Source organism: Henriciella aquimarina (assembly GCF_002088975.1).
GTDB classification, from domain to species: Bacteria; Pseudomonadota; Alphaproteobacteria; order Caulobacterales; family Hyphomonadaceae; genus Henriciella; species Henriciella aquimarina.
Genome location: NZ_NCST01000132.1, coordinates 53,316 through 67,787 on the forward strand (window position 1 = coordinate 53,316; position 14,472 = coordinate 67,787).

Sequence of the window (14,472 nt, forward strand, 5' to 3'; positions counted from 1 at the left end):
GCTCACGCCTCCTCGCACTCAGGCCAGGCCGCGGCTGCCCGGCTTGATGGCTGGTATCGCTTCCAGCTCGGGAGGTAAATCATCCGCGGCATAATCAGGAAAGTCGACCTGGGCGAGCGAAACAAGCTTGCAACCAACATCCGCCGCTCCGTTCGACCGGTCGATAATGCAGGAGCCACCGACAACTTCGCCCGGCAGCGCATCCAGGGCCTCAACCGTTTCGCGGAAGGAAAGCCCTGTCGTGACAATGTCCTCAGCGACGAGAACGCGCTCTCCGTCCTCGATGGAAAAGCCCCGCCGGAAGCTGAGCTTGCCGTCGGAGCGTTCAGCGAAGATGGCCCGGCAGCCTAGCTGACGCGCGAGTTCATAACCGGGAATGATGCCGCCCACAGCCGGGCCGGCAACAACATCGATCTGGCCGAATTCCGCTTTCACCCGCTCCGCCAGCGCCGCGCAAAGCCTGGCCGACAGGTCTGGTCTGGAAAAGACGAGGGCTTTCTGGAGAAAGACCGGGCTGCGGCGGCCTGACGAGAGAATGAAATGACCTTCGAGAAGAGCGCCAGCTTCGCGGAACACCTCAAGCACGTCTTCACTGGTCAAGTCGCAGCCTCCTCAATCCGCTCGACGCTCTCCACAACGGCGAGCGCCCGCAATGCGGCCTTTATCTGCTCCAGATGGCGCAGGTCCTCAACCTCGATATCGAAGGTCAGCTGCAGAAAATCGGAGGTCCGCTCGCCCGTCTCGACGCGCGTGATATTGCCGCCGGCCTGCGCGATGGCCGAACACTGGCTAGCCATGACGCCCTTCTTGTTGATCGCTCGCACGGTAATCCGGCCGACCGCGACGACGCCCTGCTTGGCGACCTCGTTCCAGCGCAAATCGACCCAGAGGTCTGGCCGGTCTTCATATTCGGCCACACGGCGGCAATAGATGGTGTGAATCACCAGGCCCTTTTCCGGTTCCCGCAGACCGATGATCCGGTCGCCCGGAATCGGATTGCAGCACTCACCGAGGTGTAGCGTGACACCAGGTGTCAGGTCCTCACCGGCCACCATGCGACTGGCATGATCGTCATCCAGCACGGTCCGGTCCGCCGGGATCGACTGGACCGGCTCATAGCCCGGAAAGACGGTGCGGATAAAATCGGAAGTGTCATAGCGCCCGCGGCCAATAGCTTCGGCGAGCGCTTCGGCGCTGTCGAACTCGGCGCGGCGCGCCACACGCGGAAGGTCCACTTCGAACGGGTCGAGACCGGCGCGGCGCAGGTCGCGGTCGATCAGGGTGCGGCCCAGACGGACGAACTCGGCCTGCTCACGATCACGGATGAGCCGGCGGATGGCCGAGCGGGCCCGGCCCGTCACGGTCAGCGCTTCCCAACCCACGGTCGGGCGGGCTTCTTCCCGGCGCAGGATCTCGACAACATCGCCATTCTTCAGCGGCGTGCGCAATGTCCGCACCACGCCGTTTATCTTCACCCCGTCGCATGTGTCGCCGACGGCCGTGTGAACTGCATAGGCAAAGTCGAGCGGCATCGCCCCGCCCGGCAGGATGATAAGCCGGCCTTTCGGCGTGAAGGCGAAGACATGCTCGCGGTACATTTCGAGCTTGGCATGCTCGAGAAATTCGTCAGGCTCGGCCCCGTCGGCCAGCAACTCGCCAAAGGCGCGCAAATTGGCGCCCGGATCGAGACCGGCCGCCTTCGAGGATTCGAGGTCGAAACCGTATTCGCTGTTCTTGTAGGTCCAGTGCGCGGCAACGCCGTGTTCGGCGGTCCGGTCCATCGCCTCTGTGCGTATCTGCAGCTCGACAAGCCGGTTGCCGGACGCGCGCACGGTCGTGTGCAGCGAGGCATAGCCGTTCGGTTTCGGTACCGAGATGAAGTCGCGGAAGCGATCCGGCAGGCATGCCCATACCGTATGGAAAGCACCAAGCAGCTGGTAGCATTCAATGACGTCCGAGACGATCACCCGGAAGGCAAAGATGTCGGCAACGTCCCGGAAGGAAATCGATTTCTTCTCCAGCTTCCGCCAGATCGAATAGGGCTGCTTACGCCGGCCTTTTACACGCGCCTCGATGCCCTGCTCGGCAACGATCTGCTTGATCGCGAACCGGATGCGCTCAAGATCATCGGCATTTTCCGATGACAGATCCTCGAGCTTGCGGATGATACTGTCGCGCGCAGCCGGATTGACGTGATGGAAGGACAGATCCTCCAGCTCGGAAGCCACGGCATACAGACCGATCCTGCGGGCCAGCGGCGCGTAGATTTCCATCGTCTCACGCGCGATGCGCGAACGCGTCTCTTCCTTCGGCACGAAGTGAAGCGTGCGCATATTGTGGAGTCGGTCAGCCAGCTTCACCAGCAGGACGCGAACGTCATTGACCGTCGCCAGGATGAATTTCTGGAAGTTCTCGGCTTGCTTGGACTTTTCCGACTTGTAGTCGAGCTTGCCAAGCTTGGTGACGCCATCGACCAGTTCAGAGACATCATGCCCGAACCGGGTCTCGATCTGCTCGAGCGTGACGTCGCAATCCTCGACCGTGTCGTGAAGCAGCCCGGCCATGATCGTGCACTGATCCAGCCGGGTCTCGGCCAGCAGCATGGCGACCTGGACCGGGTGCGAATAGTAAGGGTCGCCGGATTTTCTGAGCTGTTCGCCGTGTTTTTCCTTGGCGAAGGCGTAAGCATCGGTCAGGCGCGGGACATCTGCGTCAGGGTGATACGCCCTGATCGTATCGACGAGGTCCTGAGCTGACGGGATTTCAACAGGCGCGCCAGAAGCACGCCGCTCCATATTGGGGGGCGACCGGTCTGAAATTGCTGCGGCCGCACTGCTCATATGGATCTAGAACCTATCGTCGCGCCCCGACTCCAGCTCGGCCTGGTAAGCGCGCATGACATCTTCTTCGCTTGCCGCAGGCGCTGCTTCGAGAGCTGCCTTGTCGGCTTCGCGCTCTTCTTCCTCACCAGGACGGACTTCCTGAAGGTTGGCAATCAGGCCCTCGCGCACGACATCCAGGCTGACGGCGCGCTCTGCGATTTCGCGAAGCGCAACAACCGGGTCCTTGTCATTGTCGCGGTCGACTGTCAGCGGCGAGCCTTCGCGGATCATGCGGGCGCGCTGAGCAGCGACAAGGATAAGCTCAAAACGGTTCGGGACCTGCTCGATGCAGTCTTCTACAGTAACACGTGCCATGGGGAAATTCTCCTGTGACCGTTTTGTATATGCGCTGCAGCAACTCTAGGCAACCCGGCGCTTGCTCCAAATGCAGTTCACAGATAGCCTTGAAGGCTTTCCCGCTAGATATTGATCAACGGACCTTTCTACAATGGTATTTTACAAGGATGAGCGCCTCGCCGTCTTCATCGACGGAGCCAGTCTCTATTCGAGCGCCCGCGCCCTCAATCTCGAGATCGATTTCCGCAAGCTGCTGGCCGAATTCCGCGATCGCGGCCATCTTCTGAGAGCGAATTACTACACCACCATCCTCGAAAATGACGATTACAGCCCGATCCGACCGCTGGTCGACTGGCTTGCCTATAACGGCTTCAATGTTGTGACCAAACCAGCCCGGGAATTCACCGATCGCGAAGGCCGCCGCCGCGTGCGCGGCAATATGAATGTCGAGCTGACGGTCGATATGGTCGCCACGGCGCCTTTCGTCGATCACATTGTACTTTTCGCCGGCGATGGCGATTTCCGCCGGGCTGTCGAAGCGACCAAACAGCATGGCGTGCGGGTCACCGTCGTCTCCTCGATCAAGGGCCAGCCACAGACTGTCGCCGACGAATTGCGCCGCGAAGCCGACAGCTTCATCGACCTCTCGGACATGGCCAAGCTGATCGCCCGCCCGCGGCGTGACAGCGATGACGATGACCGCGATACGGACGACGATTATGACTGAGCGGCAAGATGTACCTGCCGAGCCGCCCGTCGATTGTTCCCTCTGCCCCCGTCTCGTTGCCTACCGCCTCGAGAATGCCGAAAAACATCCCGACTGGTTCAATGGGGCGGTGCCCTCCTTCGGCGACCCCCAGGCCTCGATCCTGGTCGTGGGGCTGGCGCCCGGTGTCTCCGGAGCCAACAAGACCGGCCGGCCCTTTACTGGCGACTGGGCGGGCGACCTGCTTTACGCCACGCTCGACAAGTTCGGCCTGTCCAGCGGCGCCTATGATGCCCGCCCCGATGACGGGCTCGCCCTTCACGATGCGATGATCACCAATGCCGTGCGCTGCGTGCCCCCTGCCAACAAGCCCGTGGGCGCCGAAATCAACACCTGCCGGCCCTTCCTGCAGGCCCGCATCGACGCCCTTCCCCGGCTCAAGGTGCTCCTTTGCCTGGGCAAGATTGCGCACGATTCGACAGTGCGCGGGCTCGGCCTGAAACTGAAGGACCATCCCTTCGGGCACGAAAGCGAGTACACGCTGCCGAATGGCCTGACCCTGCTGTCGAGCTATCACTGCTCGCGTTACAATACGAATACACGCCGCCTGACGCCCGAAATGTTCGAATCCGTCTTCGCCCGCGCACGGGCCCTGTCTGCCTGAAGAACAGTCTTCTGTGGACTTCCGAGAGGGTTAACGCGCCATTAACGGCTTCCGCCTGTGATTAGGGCTCGTATCATTCCGGTGAGTCGGTCTAGACGGAGTCCTTTGATGGCAGCCCTCAACCAAGCCCAATTGTTCGACGACATGACGCCAGACCAATCCGGTTACTCCGCCAAGGACATCGAAGTCCTGGAAGGCCTTGAGCCCGTCCGCAAACGCCCCGGTATGTATATCGGCGGCACGGACGAGCGCGCCTATCACCACCTTTTCGCCGAAGTCCTCGACAATGCGATGGACGAAGCCGTGGCCGGCCATGCCAGCCGGATCGAGGTCCATCTCGGCGAAGACGGCTACCTCACCATTGTCGACAATGGCCGCGGCATCCCGGTCGATCCGCACCCGAAATTCCCGGAGAAGTCGGCGCTGGAAGTTATCATGACGACACTGCATGCCGGCGGGAAGTTCTCCGACAAGGCCTATGAGACCGCCGGCGGCCTGCACGGTGTCGGCATCTCGGTGGTGAATGCGCTGTCCGAGCGCGTTGAGGTCGAGGTGGCCCGCGACAAGAAACTCTATGTCCAGGCCTTCGAGCGCGGCCATGTGACGGGCCCCGTCGAACTGCGTGGCGCGGCCCCGAACCGCCGAGGCACGAGCGTGCGTTTCAAGCCCGATGTCGAGATCTTCGGCGAAAAGCTCCGTTTCAAGCCATCGCGCCTGTTCCAGATGGCGAGATCGAAAGCCTATCTCTATCGCGGCGTTGAAGTGCGCTGGTCCTGCGCACCGGAACTCCTGCCGGAGGATTCCAAGGTCCCGGCTGAAGCCGTCCTCACCTATCCCAACGGCTTGGCCGATCAGCTGGACGAGGTCTTCAAGGACAAGGAGATGATTACGGCCGAGGCCTTCTCCGGTCTTGTCGAGACAGATGAAGGCAAGGTCGAGTGGGCAATCGCCTGGACACCGGCCGGCTTCGGCGAAGCCGACGGCTTTTCACGCTCCTACTGTAACACGATCCCGACACCGGATGGCGGCACGCACGAGGCGGGCCTTCGCTCAGCCATCACCAAGGGCCTGCGCAATTATGGCGAACTGACCGGCCAGAAGAAGGCCTCCAACATCACGGCAGACGACATCATGTCCTATGCGGGCATTCTTCTGTCGGTCTTCATTCGCGGCCCGGAATTTGTCGGCCAGACCAAGGACAAGCTCTCGACCACAGCCGCCTTCCGCCTGGTCGAGAATGCCGTGCGCGACCGTTTCGACCATTGGCTCGCCGCCAGTCCGAAAGAATCCGACAAGCTGCTCAACTGGGCCATGGAGCGCGCCGACGACCGGGCGCGCCGACGCAAGGCCAAGGAAGTGGCCCGCAAATCGGCCACGAAGAAGCTGCGCCTACCCGGCAAACTGGCCGACTGCTCCAAAAGCGGGCCGGAAAACACCGAACTTTTTATCGTCGAGGGCGACTCGGCTGGCGGCTCCGCCAAGCAGGCGCGCGACCGGGCGACCCAGGCCATTCTGCCCCTGCGCGGCAAGATCCTGAACGTTGCCTCTGCCTCGCATGACAAGCTCGAGAAGAACCAGGAGTTGTCGGACCTGATGCTGGCGCTCGGCACGGGGCTGCGGACGCGATTCAGCATTGATGACCTGCGCTATGAGCGCGTCATCATCATGACCGATGCTGACGTCGACGGTGCGCACATTGCCTCGCTGCTCATCACCTTCTTCTACCAGATGACCCCCGGTCTGATCGAAAGCGGCCGCCTCTACATGGCCATGCCCCCGCTTTACCGGCTCAGCTACAAGGGCAAGTCGGTCTACGCCATGAATGACGAAGACAAGGCTGAGCTGATGGAGAAGGAATTCAAGGCGAACCAGAAGGTCGAGGTCGGCCGCTTCAAGGGTCTGGGCGAAATGAACCCCGTTCACCTCAAGGAAACGACCATGGACCCGGCGACCCGTCAGCTTGCCCGGATCACCCTGCCCGACTCCATGGACGCCCTGACCGAGATGCGCCCGGCCGAACTCATCGACACGCTGATGGGCAAGAAGGCCGAACACCGCTTCCGCTTCATCCAGGAAAATGCCCACTTCGCTGACGATCTCGACATCTAGAGCCGCTGGCCGACAGGCTTCGGCCTGCATCTTGCTCACCTGTCCCTGAAGTTTGCCGGACAAGGCCCGGAATAGCCGGGTCATCCCGCAGACTGTTACAGGACGGGACAGATCATGGCGATCAACTGGCCGGCAAACGCCCGAAAGTCATTTGGATCGGACATCCTTCAGGCGAGCCATACGCTCGACCAGTCTCCGCTGTTTTGCGACGCCGCTCTCGCCGCCCTCCTCGATGCCTATCCGCGCGACCAGCTCGGCATCTGGACCTTTGGCGAACATGGCGAGGGCGAAGAAGCCCCCGTCAGAGGCCGCGCCCCGGACCTCTCAGGCGAAGAGCTTATGCAGGCCGTCCGCCGCGGCCGGATCTGGCTCAACTTGCGGGCCGTTAACGCCAAGGTCTCAGACTATGGGCCCACGGCCGATGCCATTTTTGGCAGCCTCGAACAAGCTTCGGGCCAGAAGGTCTTCAAGCGCGATATGGGCGTGCTGATCTCCTCACCTGGCGTGAATGTTCATTATCATCTCGATATCCCGCTCGTGTCGCTGTTCCAGATCCGTGGCGAGAAAACGATGTGGGTCTATCCGGCAACGGTGGACTTCGCACCGGATGAACGCCTGGAATCCATTGTCCTGCGCGAGCAGGAAGAAGGTTTGACGTTCAGGCAGGCTTTCGAGACGTCGGCTCGCCGCATCGACATGAAGCCCGGCATGGCGGTCACATGGCCGCAGACCGCGCCCCACCGGGTCCAGAACGGTGACATGCTGAATGTCTCGCTGTCATGCGAATTCATGACACTTCCTGGGCTGATCCGCGCCAATGCGCTTTATGCCAATGGCAAGCTGCGGCGCCAGTTTGGGGCGCACCCCAAGCGACCGAACGGTCTAACGCCCGCCACGCTGGGCAAGGCCGCTTTGGCCCGGCTGATGAAGCAGGCCGAGAAAAGACGGATAGCAAACGGGCCGACGCCTGCGACCTTCGAACTCGATCTCTCTGCGGCCAATTGCGTGCGCCCCCTCTCCGGCGTGGAGGCCTGAGCGTGGCCCGCGCAACGCCTCTCCCGCCTGACATGACCTGCCGGCTGGTGCGCTACGGCGACCTGACGGCAGCCGACCTCGACAAATGGCGCATGTTGTGCCGCACGCATGAGACGTATGACAGCGCGCTTCTCCAGCCGGAATTCGCGTATCTTGTCGCCTGTGTGCGCGACGATGTCCGCATCGCTCTCTACGAAACGAATGAACGTCTGGACGCCGTCCTTGCTATTCATCTGCGCCCGGACGGGCTGGCACGGCCCCTCGGCGCGCCCTTTTCTGATTATTCGGGCCCAGTCTTCCATCCAAGCTCGCAACTTGTCCTGCCTGATATGCTCAGCGCGGCCGGTATTGCGGCCTATGACGCCCCGGCGACGCCCGACCCATGGAGCAGGATCGACCCGCCTGCCGACATGCTGGAGCAGCCGGAGTCCGAAGACAGTCATGTCATCCGGCTAAACGGCGTGAGCCCCGCCACACTTCTGGAAACCCAGAGGGCCGCCCACCCGAAGCGCTTCAAGAATTTCCGCCGGCTTGCCAGCCAGATACAGCGGGATATCGGTGAGTTGCAGCTCAGCTGGGGTCGGCCGGATGAGACGACCCTGGAAACGCTTCTTGCCTTCAAGAGCGAGCAATACCGGGCCTCGGGCTATGTCGATCTGACAACAGCCACCCAGTCGCGCCGCCTGCTACAGGCCGTCGCGACCAGTGAGCATGGTTTCTGTTTGTCGCTGAAGGTCAAGGATACGCTGGTGAGCGGGCATTTCGGCGTGAAGGTCGGCACCGCCTTCCATCCCTGGATTGCCGCGTTCAATCCGGCCTTCGGCCATTACTCACCGGGCAACCTGCTTCTCCTGAACGCGCTGCAGTCTCTCGATCGCATGGGGATCGAGACCTATGACCTTGCCAATGGCCATGACCATTACAAGAAATACTTCGCCAACGCCTCGCGCCCGGCAAAACCGGTCTTTGCCACAGGACACGGGCTGAGAGCCTGGCGTCACACACTCAACCGCAAGGTCTGGAAACTGGCCGGGGCGAATGCCCCCTTCTCCCTCACAGCGCGACTGAAGCGCCGCATGGACCAGATCGCTGTCAGCGAGTTCGCCGTCCTGCCGCGTCTTCATGCCTTTGGCTATGCCCTGATGTCGCGTACCCTGCTGCGCAAACGGGCCTGACGGTCACAAAGCCGCACTTTTCGTCTGTTGCCATTGCAACAGCTTGCGAATTGGTCAGTATGACGAGAAAGTCATAAGCTGTCAGAGGGGCTTTCATGAAAACGTCTTTGAGCGTCGCTGCGGCGGTCGCAGTGCTTCTCAGTGTCGGCGCCTGCGGCGGCGATGGTGGGGACGAGACACCCGATAAGCAGGCAAGCAACGAAAAGGCCTTCGACAAGGATCCCTATCCGTCGACCTACAACGCCTATCCCGCAGGCGCGGTTTTGCTTCAGGGCGCCACGGTCTATGACGGGCTTGGCGGCATCGCCGAAAACCAGGACGTGCTGCTGAAGGATGGCGCCATCGAGGCAATTGGCGAAGACCTTGAAGCCGGAGAGGATGTCGAGGTGATCGACGCCACCGGCAAATACGTCACGCCGGGCATCATCGACAATCACTCCCACCTTGGCGTCTACCCCTCGCCGAGTGTCAGCGCCCATCAGGACGGCAATGAAATCTCCGCGCCTGTGACGGCGGAAGTCTGGGCCGAGCACGGCCTCTGGCCACAAGATCCGGGCTTCAACCGGGCTCGCGCGGGCGGGGTGACCTCGATGCAGATCCTGCCGGGCTCCGCCAATCTCTTCGGCGGGCGCGGCGTGATCATCAAGAATGTACCGGCCCGCAGCGTCCAGGGCATGAAATTCCCCGACGCGCCCTACACGCTGAAGATGGCCTGCGGGGAAAACCCGAAGCGCGTTTATGGCTATGGCAATGGCCGCTATCCGGGCGGCGCGCCGTTCTCGCGCATGGGCAACATGGCCGGCTATCGCGGCGCCTGGATCGACGCCCAGGAATACAAGGCCAAGTGGGACAAATGGGAAGAGGAAGGCGGCGACCAGCCGGCCCGCGATCTTGAGCTCGACACGCTCAAGGGTGTGCTCGAAGGCGACATCCTCGTCCACATGCACTGCTACCGCGCAGACGAGATGATGCAGATCATCGATATGTCGAAGGAGTTCGACTACAAGATCTCCTCCTTCCACCACGCCGTCGAAAGCTACAAGATTGCCGACACGCTGGCCGAGGAAGACATCTGTTCCTCGATGTGGGCGGACTGGTGGGGCTTCAAGATGGAGGCCTATGACGGCATTCGTGAGAATATTCCCTTTGTCCACAATGCCGGGGCCTGCGCCATCGTGCATTCCGACAGCGACATCGGCATCCAGCGCCTGAACCAGGAGGCCGCGAAGGCCCTGGCCGATGGCAAGCGGGTCGGCCTCGAGATCTCGAAGGCCGAAGCCTGGACATGGCTGTCGGCGAACCCGGCCAAATCCCTCGGCATCTTCGACCAGACCGGCTCTCTGGAACCCGGCAAGGACGCCGATGTCGTCCTCTGGTCGACAGATCCGTTCAGTGTCTACGCGCAGGCCGAGAAGGTCTTTGTCGACGGGGCCCTGATGTATGACCGGGACGATCCGGACTATCAGCCCGTCAGCGATTTTGAACTTGGCCAGCCCGGCGAAGGAGACGTGAAATGATCAGGACAGTTATTAGTGCCGGACTTGTCAGCCTCTCCCTGCCGCTGATGGCGTCGGCCCAGTCGGTCGCCGTGACCAATGCGAAACTCTGGACCGGTGACGAACTGGTCGAGGGTGCCACAGTCGTCATCCAGGATGGCAAGGTTGCCGCAGCTGGTGAAGACGCAGACGTGCCGCAAGGCCTTGAGGTTGTGGACGCCGACGGGGCCTGGGTCACGCCCGGTATCTTCGCGCCCTATACGCAGATCGGCATTGTCGAGGTTGGCGCCGAGGACACGACCAATGACGCCGCCGCGCCGATGTCCTCCTATGGGGCGGCTCTGGACATGGCCGATGCATTCAACCCGATGGAAACGACCATTCCGGTCACCCGCATCGAAGGGGTAACGCGGTTCGCCGTGGTGCCGGGCTTCGGCTCGACCCTGTTCGGCGGCCAGGGCTTTGTCGCCGACAGCTCCGGCGATGGCGACTCCATCACCAAGCCGGCCGCCTTCACTTTCATCAATCTCGGTGAAGGCGGCGCAGCCCTGTCGGGCGGCTCACGGCCAGCGGCCTGGGCGACGCTTCGCGCTGCGCTGGTCGATGCCCGCACCTATCCCGCGCGCTACATCGCCAGCGACAAGGGCGACGCGCTTGGGCGCCTTGACGCGCAAGCCTTCTCGGCAGCCGCCAAGGGTCAGCAGCTCATCCTGATCGCCGTCGACCGCGCCAGTGACATCCGCCATATCATCGACCTCAAGGCCGACAATCCCGCGCTGAACATCGCCCTGGTCAGTGCCACGGAAGGCTGGATGGTCGCCGATGAACTGGCTGAAGCCGAGATTCCCGTCATCATCGACCCTTACGACAATCTCCCGGGCAGCTTCGAGACGCTCGGCGCCACGCAGGAGAACGCCCAGCGTCTCATCGACGCTGGCGTCGTCACGGCGATCAGCTATTTTGACGACAGCACGCACCAGGCCCGCCTTATACTGCAAGGCGCCGGCAATGCCGTGGCCAATGGCGTCGATCATGAAGACGCGCTGCGGGCGATCACATCGGCTCCGGCGGAAATCTTCGGCACGCCTGAGCTGGGCTCACTGGAACCCGGCGATGTCGGCGACCTCGTGATCTGGGACGGCGATCCGCTGGAAGTGATGAGTGCGCCTACGCGGATCTATATCGACGGTGTTGAGCAATCGCTGGAAAGCCGCCAGACCGAGCTGCGCGACCGTTATCTCGATCTGGATGAAAGCGAAAAGCCGATGGCCTTCAAGCACTAGCTTGAAGGCCTAGCGGCGCGCGACATTCGAGACCTTCTCTAGCGGCTCGATGGTTTGGCCATAGCCGGCCTCGACCGGAATATGCAGGCATGGATTGCCGTTCTCGTCCTCGCCGACGACCGGCAGCACGGTCACCACGCCTTCGCCCCTGAAACGGGCGATTGCGTCATCGACCCGTGCTGTCTCGGCGAGCTTTCCGAGATTCATGCGCGTCGGGAAGATGATGGTCGCCTCTCCGGCTTCCTCCATTTCCAGCGCCCGCGCCGGTTCGAGCCAGACGGAATCGGTTGTCTCCCGCCCATCATGACGGGCCAGCTGTTGGGGCGGCGTCGGAGCCAGATAGAAATGCGTGTCGAACCGCTTCGGCATCATGTCCGGCGTGATCCAGTGGCCGAAATGAACGAGACTGTCCAGCGCAAGGACGAGGCCATATTCCCTGACGAGTTCGATAAAGCTGTGCTCGCGCCGGTCGACAGCCGCCCGGAAAGGGCTCAACGCATCGGCGACATCTGCGCCCACCAGGGGCGCATCCGCCCCTCGCGCACCTGACGGGCGGGCCAAGATGATCCCGCTTTCCTCATAGGCTTCGCGAATGGCCGCAATTCTGGCCGCGCGTTCGGCGCCGGAAAAGTCGCCATCGACCAGATCCGCCCACCCCTCAGAGGCATCCTCGTCATGTGTCTTGCCGCCCGGGAAGACCAGGGCGCCCGCCGCGAAATCGATCTGATAGTGACGTTCCACCATCAGGACCTCCAGCTGAGGAGCATCCCGGACCAGAAGTATGGTTGCTGAAAGATGCGGCGCAGCGTTTGTCTGACTCACTCTTATCCTCCCGAAACTTCAGGCAAATTTTACGGAAATCCGCATTTTCGTATGCGCCTGATTTAAATCTTGCTGCGCTATGACTGCGCTTCCCGACAATCACAGACACAGGTGCGGCATGCAACACGTCAGAACGCGCGTTCAGCCTCAAGGCGCGACATTTCCGGTTACACAACCCGTTCGGTTCGAGCCCGTCATACACCTGGTCAAAGGCGATATCGTCAATCTGATCGCCGAGACGCCGAAGCGCTACGAAGAATTCGTAGCCTTCGGCCCGTCGGGCATGCTCGCCGACACGCCGTCGCCTGCCGCATGGCTGGCCGACATGGTCGAGACCGTCGCCCGCGCTGCGGCCGACGAAGCTGCGCACTCGCGTCCCCTGATGGTCTCTGCCCCTATCGCGGCCATGATGCACCCTGACACGCCGAGCGCCTGCGAAGCCGCTGCTGCGCGCAGCCGCATCCTGCCTCAGGAGATCTGCATCGAAGTCACCGACGCATCCCTCTCTCAATCGAAGAAGGACGTCACTCGCAGCATTGAAGCGCTGCGCCGCAAGGGGTTCCGTATCGCCATCGACGCCACGCAGACCTGGTGCACCCCGCTGGATACGGGCCTTCGCCTGATGCTCGACTCGGTGCGCATCGATGCTGGCGAACTCTGGCGCTCATCGGACCTGATGAACCGCGTCGAAGCAGCCGTCGCCTGCGGCATGGCCGTTATTGCGGAGAAAGCGCGTTACCGCGACGGGAGCGATCTTGCCGCGCTCGGGATCGATCTCGGCGCGCGTCCGCGCACAGACGCCTAGCCAGCCTGAACCTGGCGCGGATGATCGTCCTCAGTCTCCTCGCCAGCGGCCTGCTCGGCATAGATATCCAGCTTGTCCAGAAGATAATCCAGGTCTTCCTTCGGGATGGCCTGGAACTGGGTCAGAACGCGCTCGATCATACGGGCGCGGAAACGTGCCTTGTCGTTCGGCCCGCCGTCCAGTTCGGTTTCATGGAAGACATTGACGGCCGCCTTGAAGGCCGGAAGCAGTTTTCGCGGCAGCCCGGCCCGGTCAAAGATGGCCGCAAGCCCGCGCGGGCCCGCATCATGGATCATGAGCCAGACACGGTTATAAGGCACGCCTGAAAGCTCTGCGAGGGCCTGTTCGACGAACCTCATGTGTCCGATGCACAGCGCGCGCATGATCAGCGAATGGGTCAGGCGTCCATTCAGGTCGAGCTGATGGACGAAATATTCCATGTCGTGGCTGCGGTCAGCCTGCTCGACCAGGTCGATGGTCGCCCGTTCCCGCGTTCCCGAGGCCAGCTCAATGGCGATCTGCGCGGGCAATTCATGCTTGTTGACCAGAAGGTCGAAAACCTGGCCGGAGACGAGAGAGACGAGCTTCTCGGCGATATGGACGGGAATGTGCTCGCGCCGGATAATCGCTTCCTTGAGGCCCTCATTGTCGGAGAAACGCTGGATGGACTGTTCATAGGCCTTGTTCGTCCAGCGGGCACCCTGGTTGCGCGCAAGCACGGTAACGGCCTCGGAGGCACCGTGTTCGCTGATCACTTCGCACAGCTCTTCATTGACGTGTTCGCGTGAAGCAATCGCCGCCTGCTTGGCATCGGTCACCGCCAGGACAAGCTCGATAAGGTCTTCATCGGTGAAAGCAGGAGAATATTCGAGTACAGGCAGCGCGACCGCCTCAATGTCCTGGGCCAGCTTCAAGGCGACATCGCGCGGCAGGCGCGGCGAGTTTCTTAGCGTGACGGAGAGCGTGCGGCGCACAAGGTCTGCGGTGTCCTCGGCCAGGATCTGGATGATCTCTTCAGCATAGGTCCGCTCTTCGTCGCCGAGGGCGTCCGTGGCGATCCGACGGCAGAGACGATGGGCAATGCTTGCGCGCTCCTCCGGGGTCTCCCCTTTCATGAGCCGCTCTATGTCCTGGTCGGACAATTGCGGACGCATGCTTGCAATACTCATCTAACACGCCTTCTCTAGGGCCCGAATCT

At 62.0% G+C, this 14,472-nt stretch carries 13 protein-coding genes; 8 read left to right on the plus strand and 5 right to left on the minus strand.

What is annotated here, in order from left to right:
- Nucleotides 1-18: 18 nt before the first annotated feature.
- From pyrE to rpoZ, 3 genes are read right to left on the minus strand one after another with little or no spacing between them, the layout of a single operon-like run.
- Nucleotides 19-600, minus strand: a complete 582-nt coding sequence (pyrE, locus tag B8784_RS20690; RefSeq protein ID WP_084399970.1) for an orotate phosphoribosyltransferase — start codon at nt 598-600, stop codon at nt 19-21.
- Nucleotides 597-2,840, minus strand: a complete 2,244-nt coding sequence (locus B8784_RS20695; RefSeq protein WP_233356269.1) for a RelA/SpoT family protein — start codon at nt 2,838-2,840, stop codon at nt 597-599. Before B8784_RS20695 ends, pyrE begins: the two co-directional genes overlap by 4 nt.
- A 6-nt stretch (nt 2,841-2,846) precedes the next feature.
- Nucleotides 2,847-3,197: a DNA-directed RNA polymerase subunit omega gene (gene rpoZ / locus B8784_RS20700; protein ID WP_084399972.1), complete on the minus strand. Its 351-nt coding sequence runs from the start codon at nt 3,195-3,197 to the stop codon at nt 2,847-2,849.
- Between the two features lie 133 nt (nt 3,198-3,330).
- Between rpoZ and B8784_RS20705 the strand changes: the two genes are divergently transcribed.
- The 7 genes from B8784_RS20705 to B8784_RS20735 all read left to right on the plus strand — a co-directional run bounded on the left by B8784_RS20705 (nt 3,331) and on the right by B8784_RS20735 (nt 11,647).
- Nucleotides 3,331-3,906, plus strand: a complete 576-nt coding sequence (locus B8784_RS20705) for a LabA-like NYN domain-containing protein (RefSeq protein WP_084399973.1) — start codon at nt 3,331-3,333, stop codon at nt 3,904-3,906.
- Nucleotides 3,899-4,549, plus strand: coding sequence for a uracil-DNA glycosylase (locus B8784_RS20710; protein WP_084399974.1), 651 nt, complete (start codon nt 3,899-3,901; stop codon nt 4,547-4,549). Before B8784_RS20705 ends, B8784_RS20710 begins: the two co-directional genes overlap by 8 nt.
- Nucleotides 4,550-4,657: 108 nt before the next feature.
- The gene (gene parE, locus B8784_RS20715) at nt 4,658-6,658 is read left to right on the plus strand and encodes a DNA topoisomerase IV subunit B (protein WP_084399975.1); all 2,001 of its coding nucleotides are present in this window, start codon (nt 4,658-4,660) and stop codon (nt 6,656-6,658) included.
- Nucleotides 6,659-6,772: 114 nt separating this feature from the next.
- Nucleotides 6,773-7,693 (plus strand): hypothetical protein, encoded by a 921-nt coding sequence (locus B8784_RS20720; protein ID WP_084399976.1) that lies wholly within the window; start codon nt 6,773-6,775, stop codon nt 7,691-7,693.
- Nucleotides 7,694-7,695: 2 nt separating this feature from the next.
- Nucleotides 7,696-8,868: a GNAT family N-acetyltransferase gene (locus tag B8784_RS20725; protein ID WP_084399977.1), complete on the plus strand. Its 1,173-nt coding sequence runs from the start codon at nt 7,696-7,698 to the stop codon at nt 8,866-8,868.
- Nucleotides 8,869-8,963: 95 nt separating this feature from the next.
- A complete protein-coding gene (locus B8784_RS20730; RefSeq protein WP_084399978.1) occupies nt 8,964-10,385 on the plus strand; it encodes an amidohydrolase in 1,422 nt (473 codons plus the stop codon).
- A complete protein-coding gene (locus B8784_RS20735; protein ID WP_084399979.1) occupies nt 10,382-11,647 on the plus strand; it encodes an amidohydrolase family protein in 1,266 nt (421 codons plus the stop codon). Before B8784_RS20730 ends, B8784_RS20735 begins: the two co-directional genes overlap by 4 nt.
- Before the next feature lie 9 nt (nt 11,648-11,656).
- On the opposite strand, the gene B8784_RS20740 is transcribed toward B8784_RS20735, so the two are convergent.
- On the minus strand, nt 11,657-12,391 hold the full coding sequence (locus tag B8784_RS20740) for an NUDIX hydrolase (protein WP_233356270.1): 735 nt from the start codon (nt 12,389-12,391) through the stop codon (nt 11,657-11,659).
- A gap of 196 nt (nt 12,392-12,587) precedes the next feature.
- Between B8784_RS20740 and B8784_RS20745 the strand changes: the two genes are divergently transcribed.
- Nucleotides 12,588-13,274, plus strand: a complete 687-nt coding sequence (locus B8784_RS20745; protein WP_158085776.1) for an EAL domain-containing protein — start codon at nt 12,588-12,590, stop codon at nt 13,272-13,274.
- On the opposite strand, the gene B8784_RS20750 is transcribed toward B8784_RS20745, so the two are convergent.
- On the minus strand, nt 13,271-14,443 hold the full coding sequence (locus B8784_RS20750) for a DUF2336 domain-containing protein (RefSeq protein WP_084399982.1): 1,173 nt from the start codon (nt 14,441-14,443) through the stop codon (nt 13,271-13,273). The two genes, B8784_RS20745 and B8784_RS20750, sit on opposite strands and share 4 nt — an antisense overlap.
- Between the last annotated feature and the right edge of the window lie 29 nt (nt 14,444-14,472).

Bases quoted from the DNA above. Each gene is read 5' to 3' on its own strand.
- B8784_RS20695 (WP_233356269.1), bottom strand. From the start codon at position 2,840: ATGAGCAGTGCGGCCGCAGCAATTTCAGACCGGTCGCCCCCCAATATG.
- parE (WP_084399975.1), top strand. From the start codon at position 4,658: ATGGCAGCCCTCAACCAAGCCCAATTGTTCGACGACATGACGCCAGAC.
- B8784_RS20720 (WP_084399976.1), top strand. From the start codon at position 6,773: ATGGCGATCAACTGGCCGGCAAACGCCCGAAAGTCATTTGGATCGGAC.
- B8784_RS20740 (WP_233356270.1), bottom strand. From the start codon at position 12,391: ATGGTGGAACGTCACTATCAGATCGATTTCGCGGCGGGCGCCCTGGTC.
- B8784_RS20705 (WP_084399973.1), top strand. From the start codon at position 3,331: ATGGTATTTTACAAGGATGAGCGCCTCGCCGTCTTCATCGACGGAGCC.
- B8784_RS20710 (WP_084399974.1), top strand. From the start codon at position 3,899: ATGACTGAGCGGCAAGATGTACCTGCCGAGCCGCCCGTCGATTGTTCC.
- B8784_RS20750 (WP_084399982.1), bottom strand. From the start codon at position 14,443: ATGAGTATTGCAAGCATGCGTCCGCAATTGTCCGACCAGGACATAGAG.
- B8784_RS20730 (WP_084399978.1), top strand. From the start codon at position 8,964: ATGAAAACGTCTTTGAGCGTCGCTGCGGCGGTCGCAGTGCTTCTCAGT.
- B8784_RS20735 (WP_084399979.1), top strand. From the start codon at position 10,382: ATGATCAGGACAGTTATTAGTGCCGGACTTGTCAGCCTCTCCCTGCCG.
- rpoZ (WP_084399972.1), bottom strand. From the start codon at position 3,197: ATGGCACGTGTTACTGTAGAAGACTGCATCGAGCAGGTCCCGAACCGT.
- B8784_RS20745 (WP_158085776.1), top strand. From the start codon at position 12,588: ATGCAACACGTCAGAACGCGCGTTCAGCCTCAAGGCGCGACATTTCCG.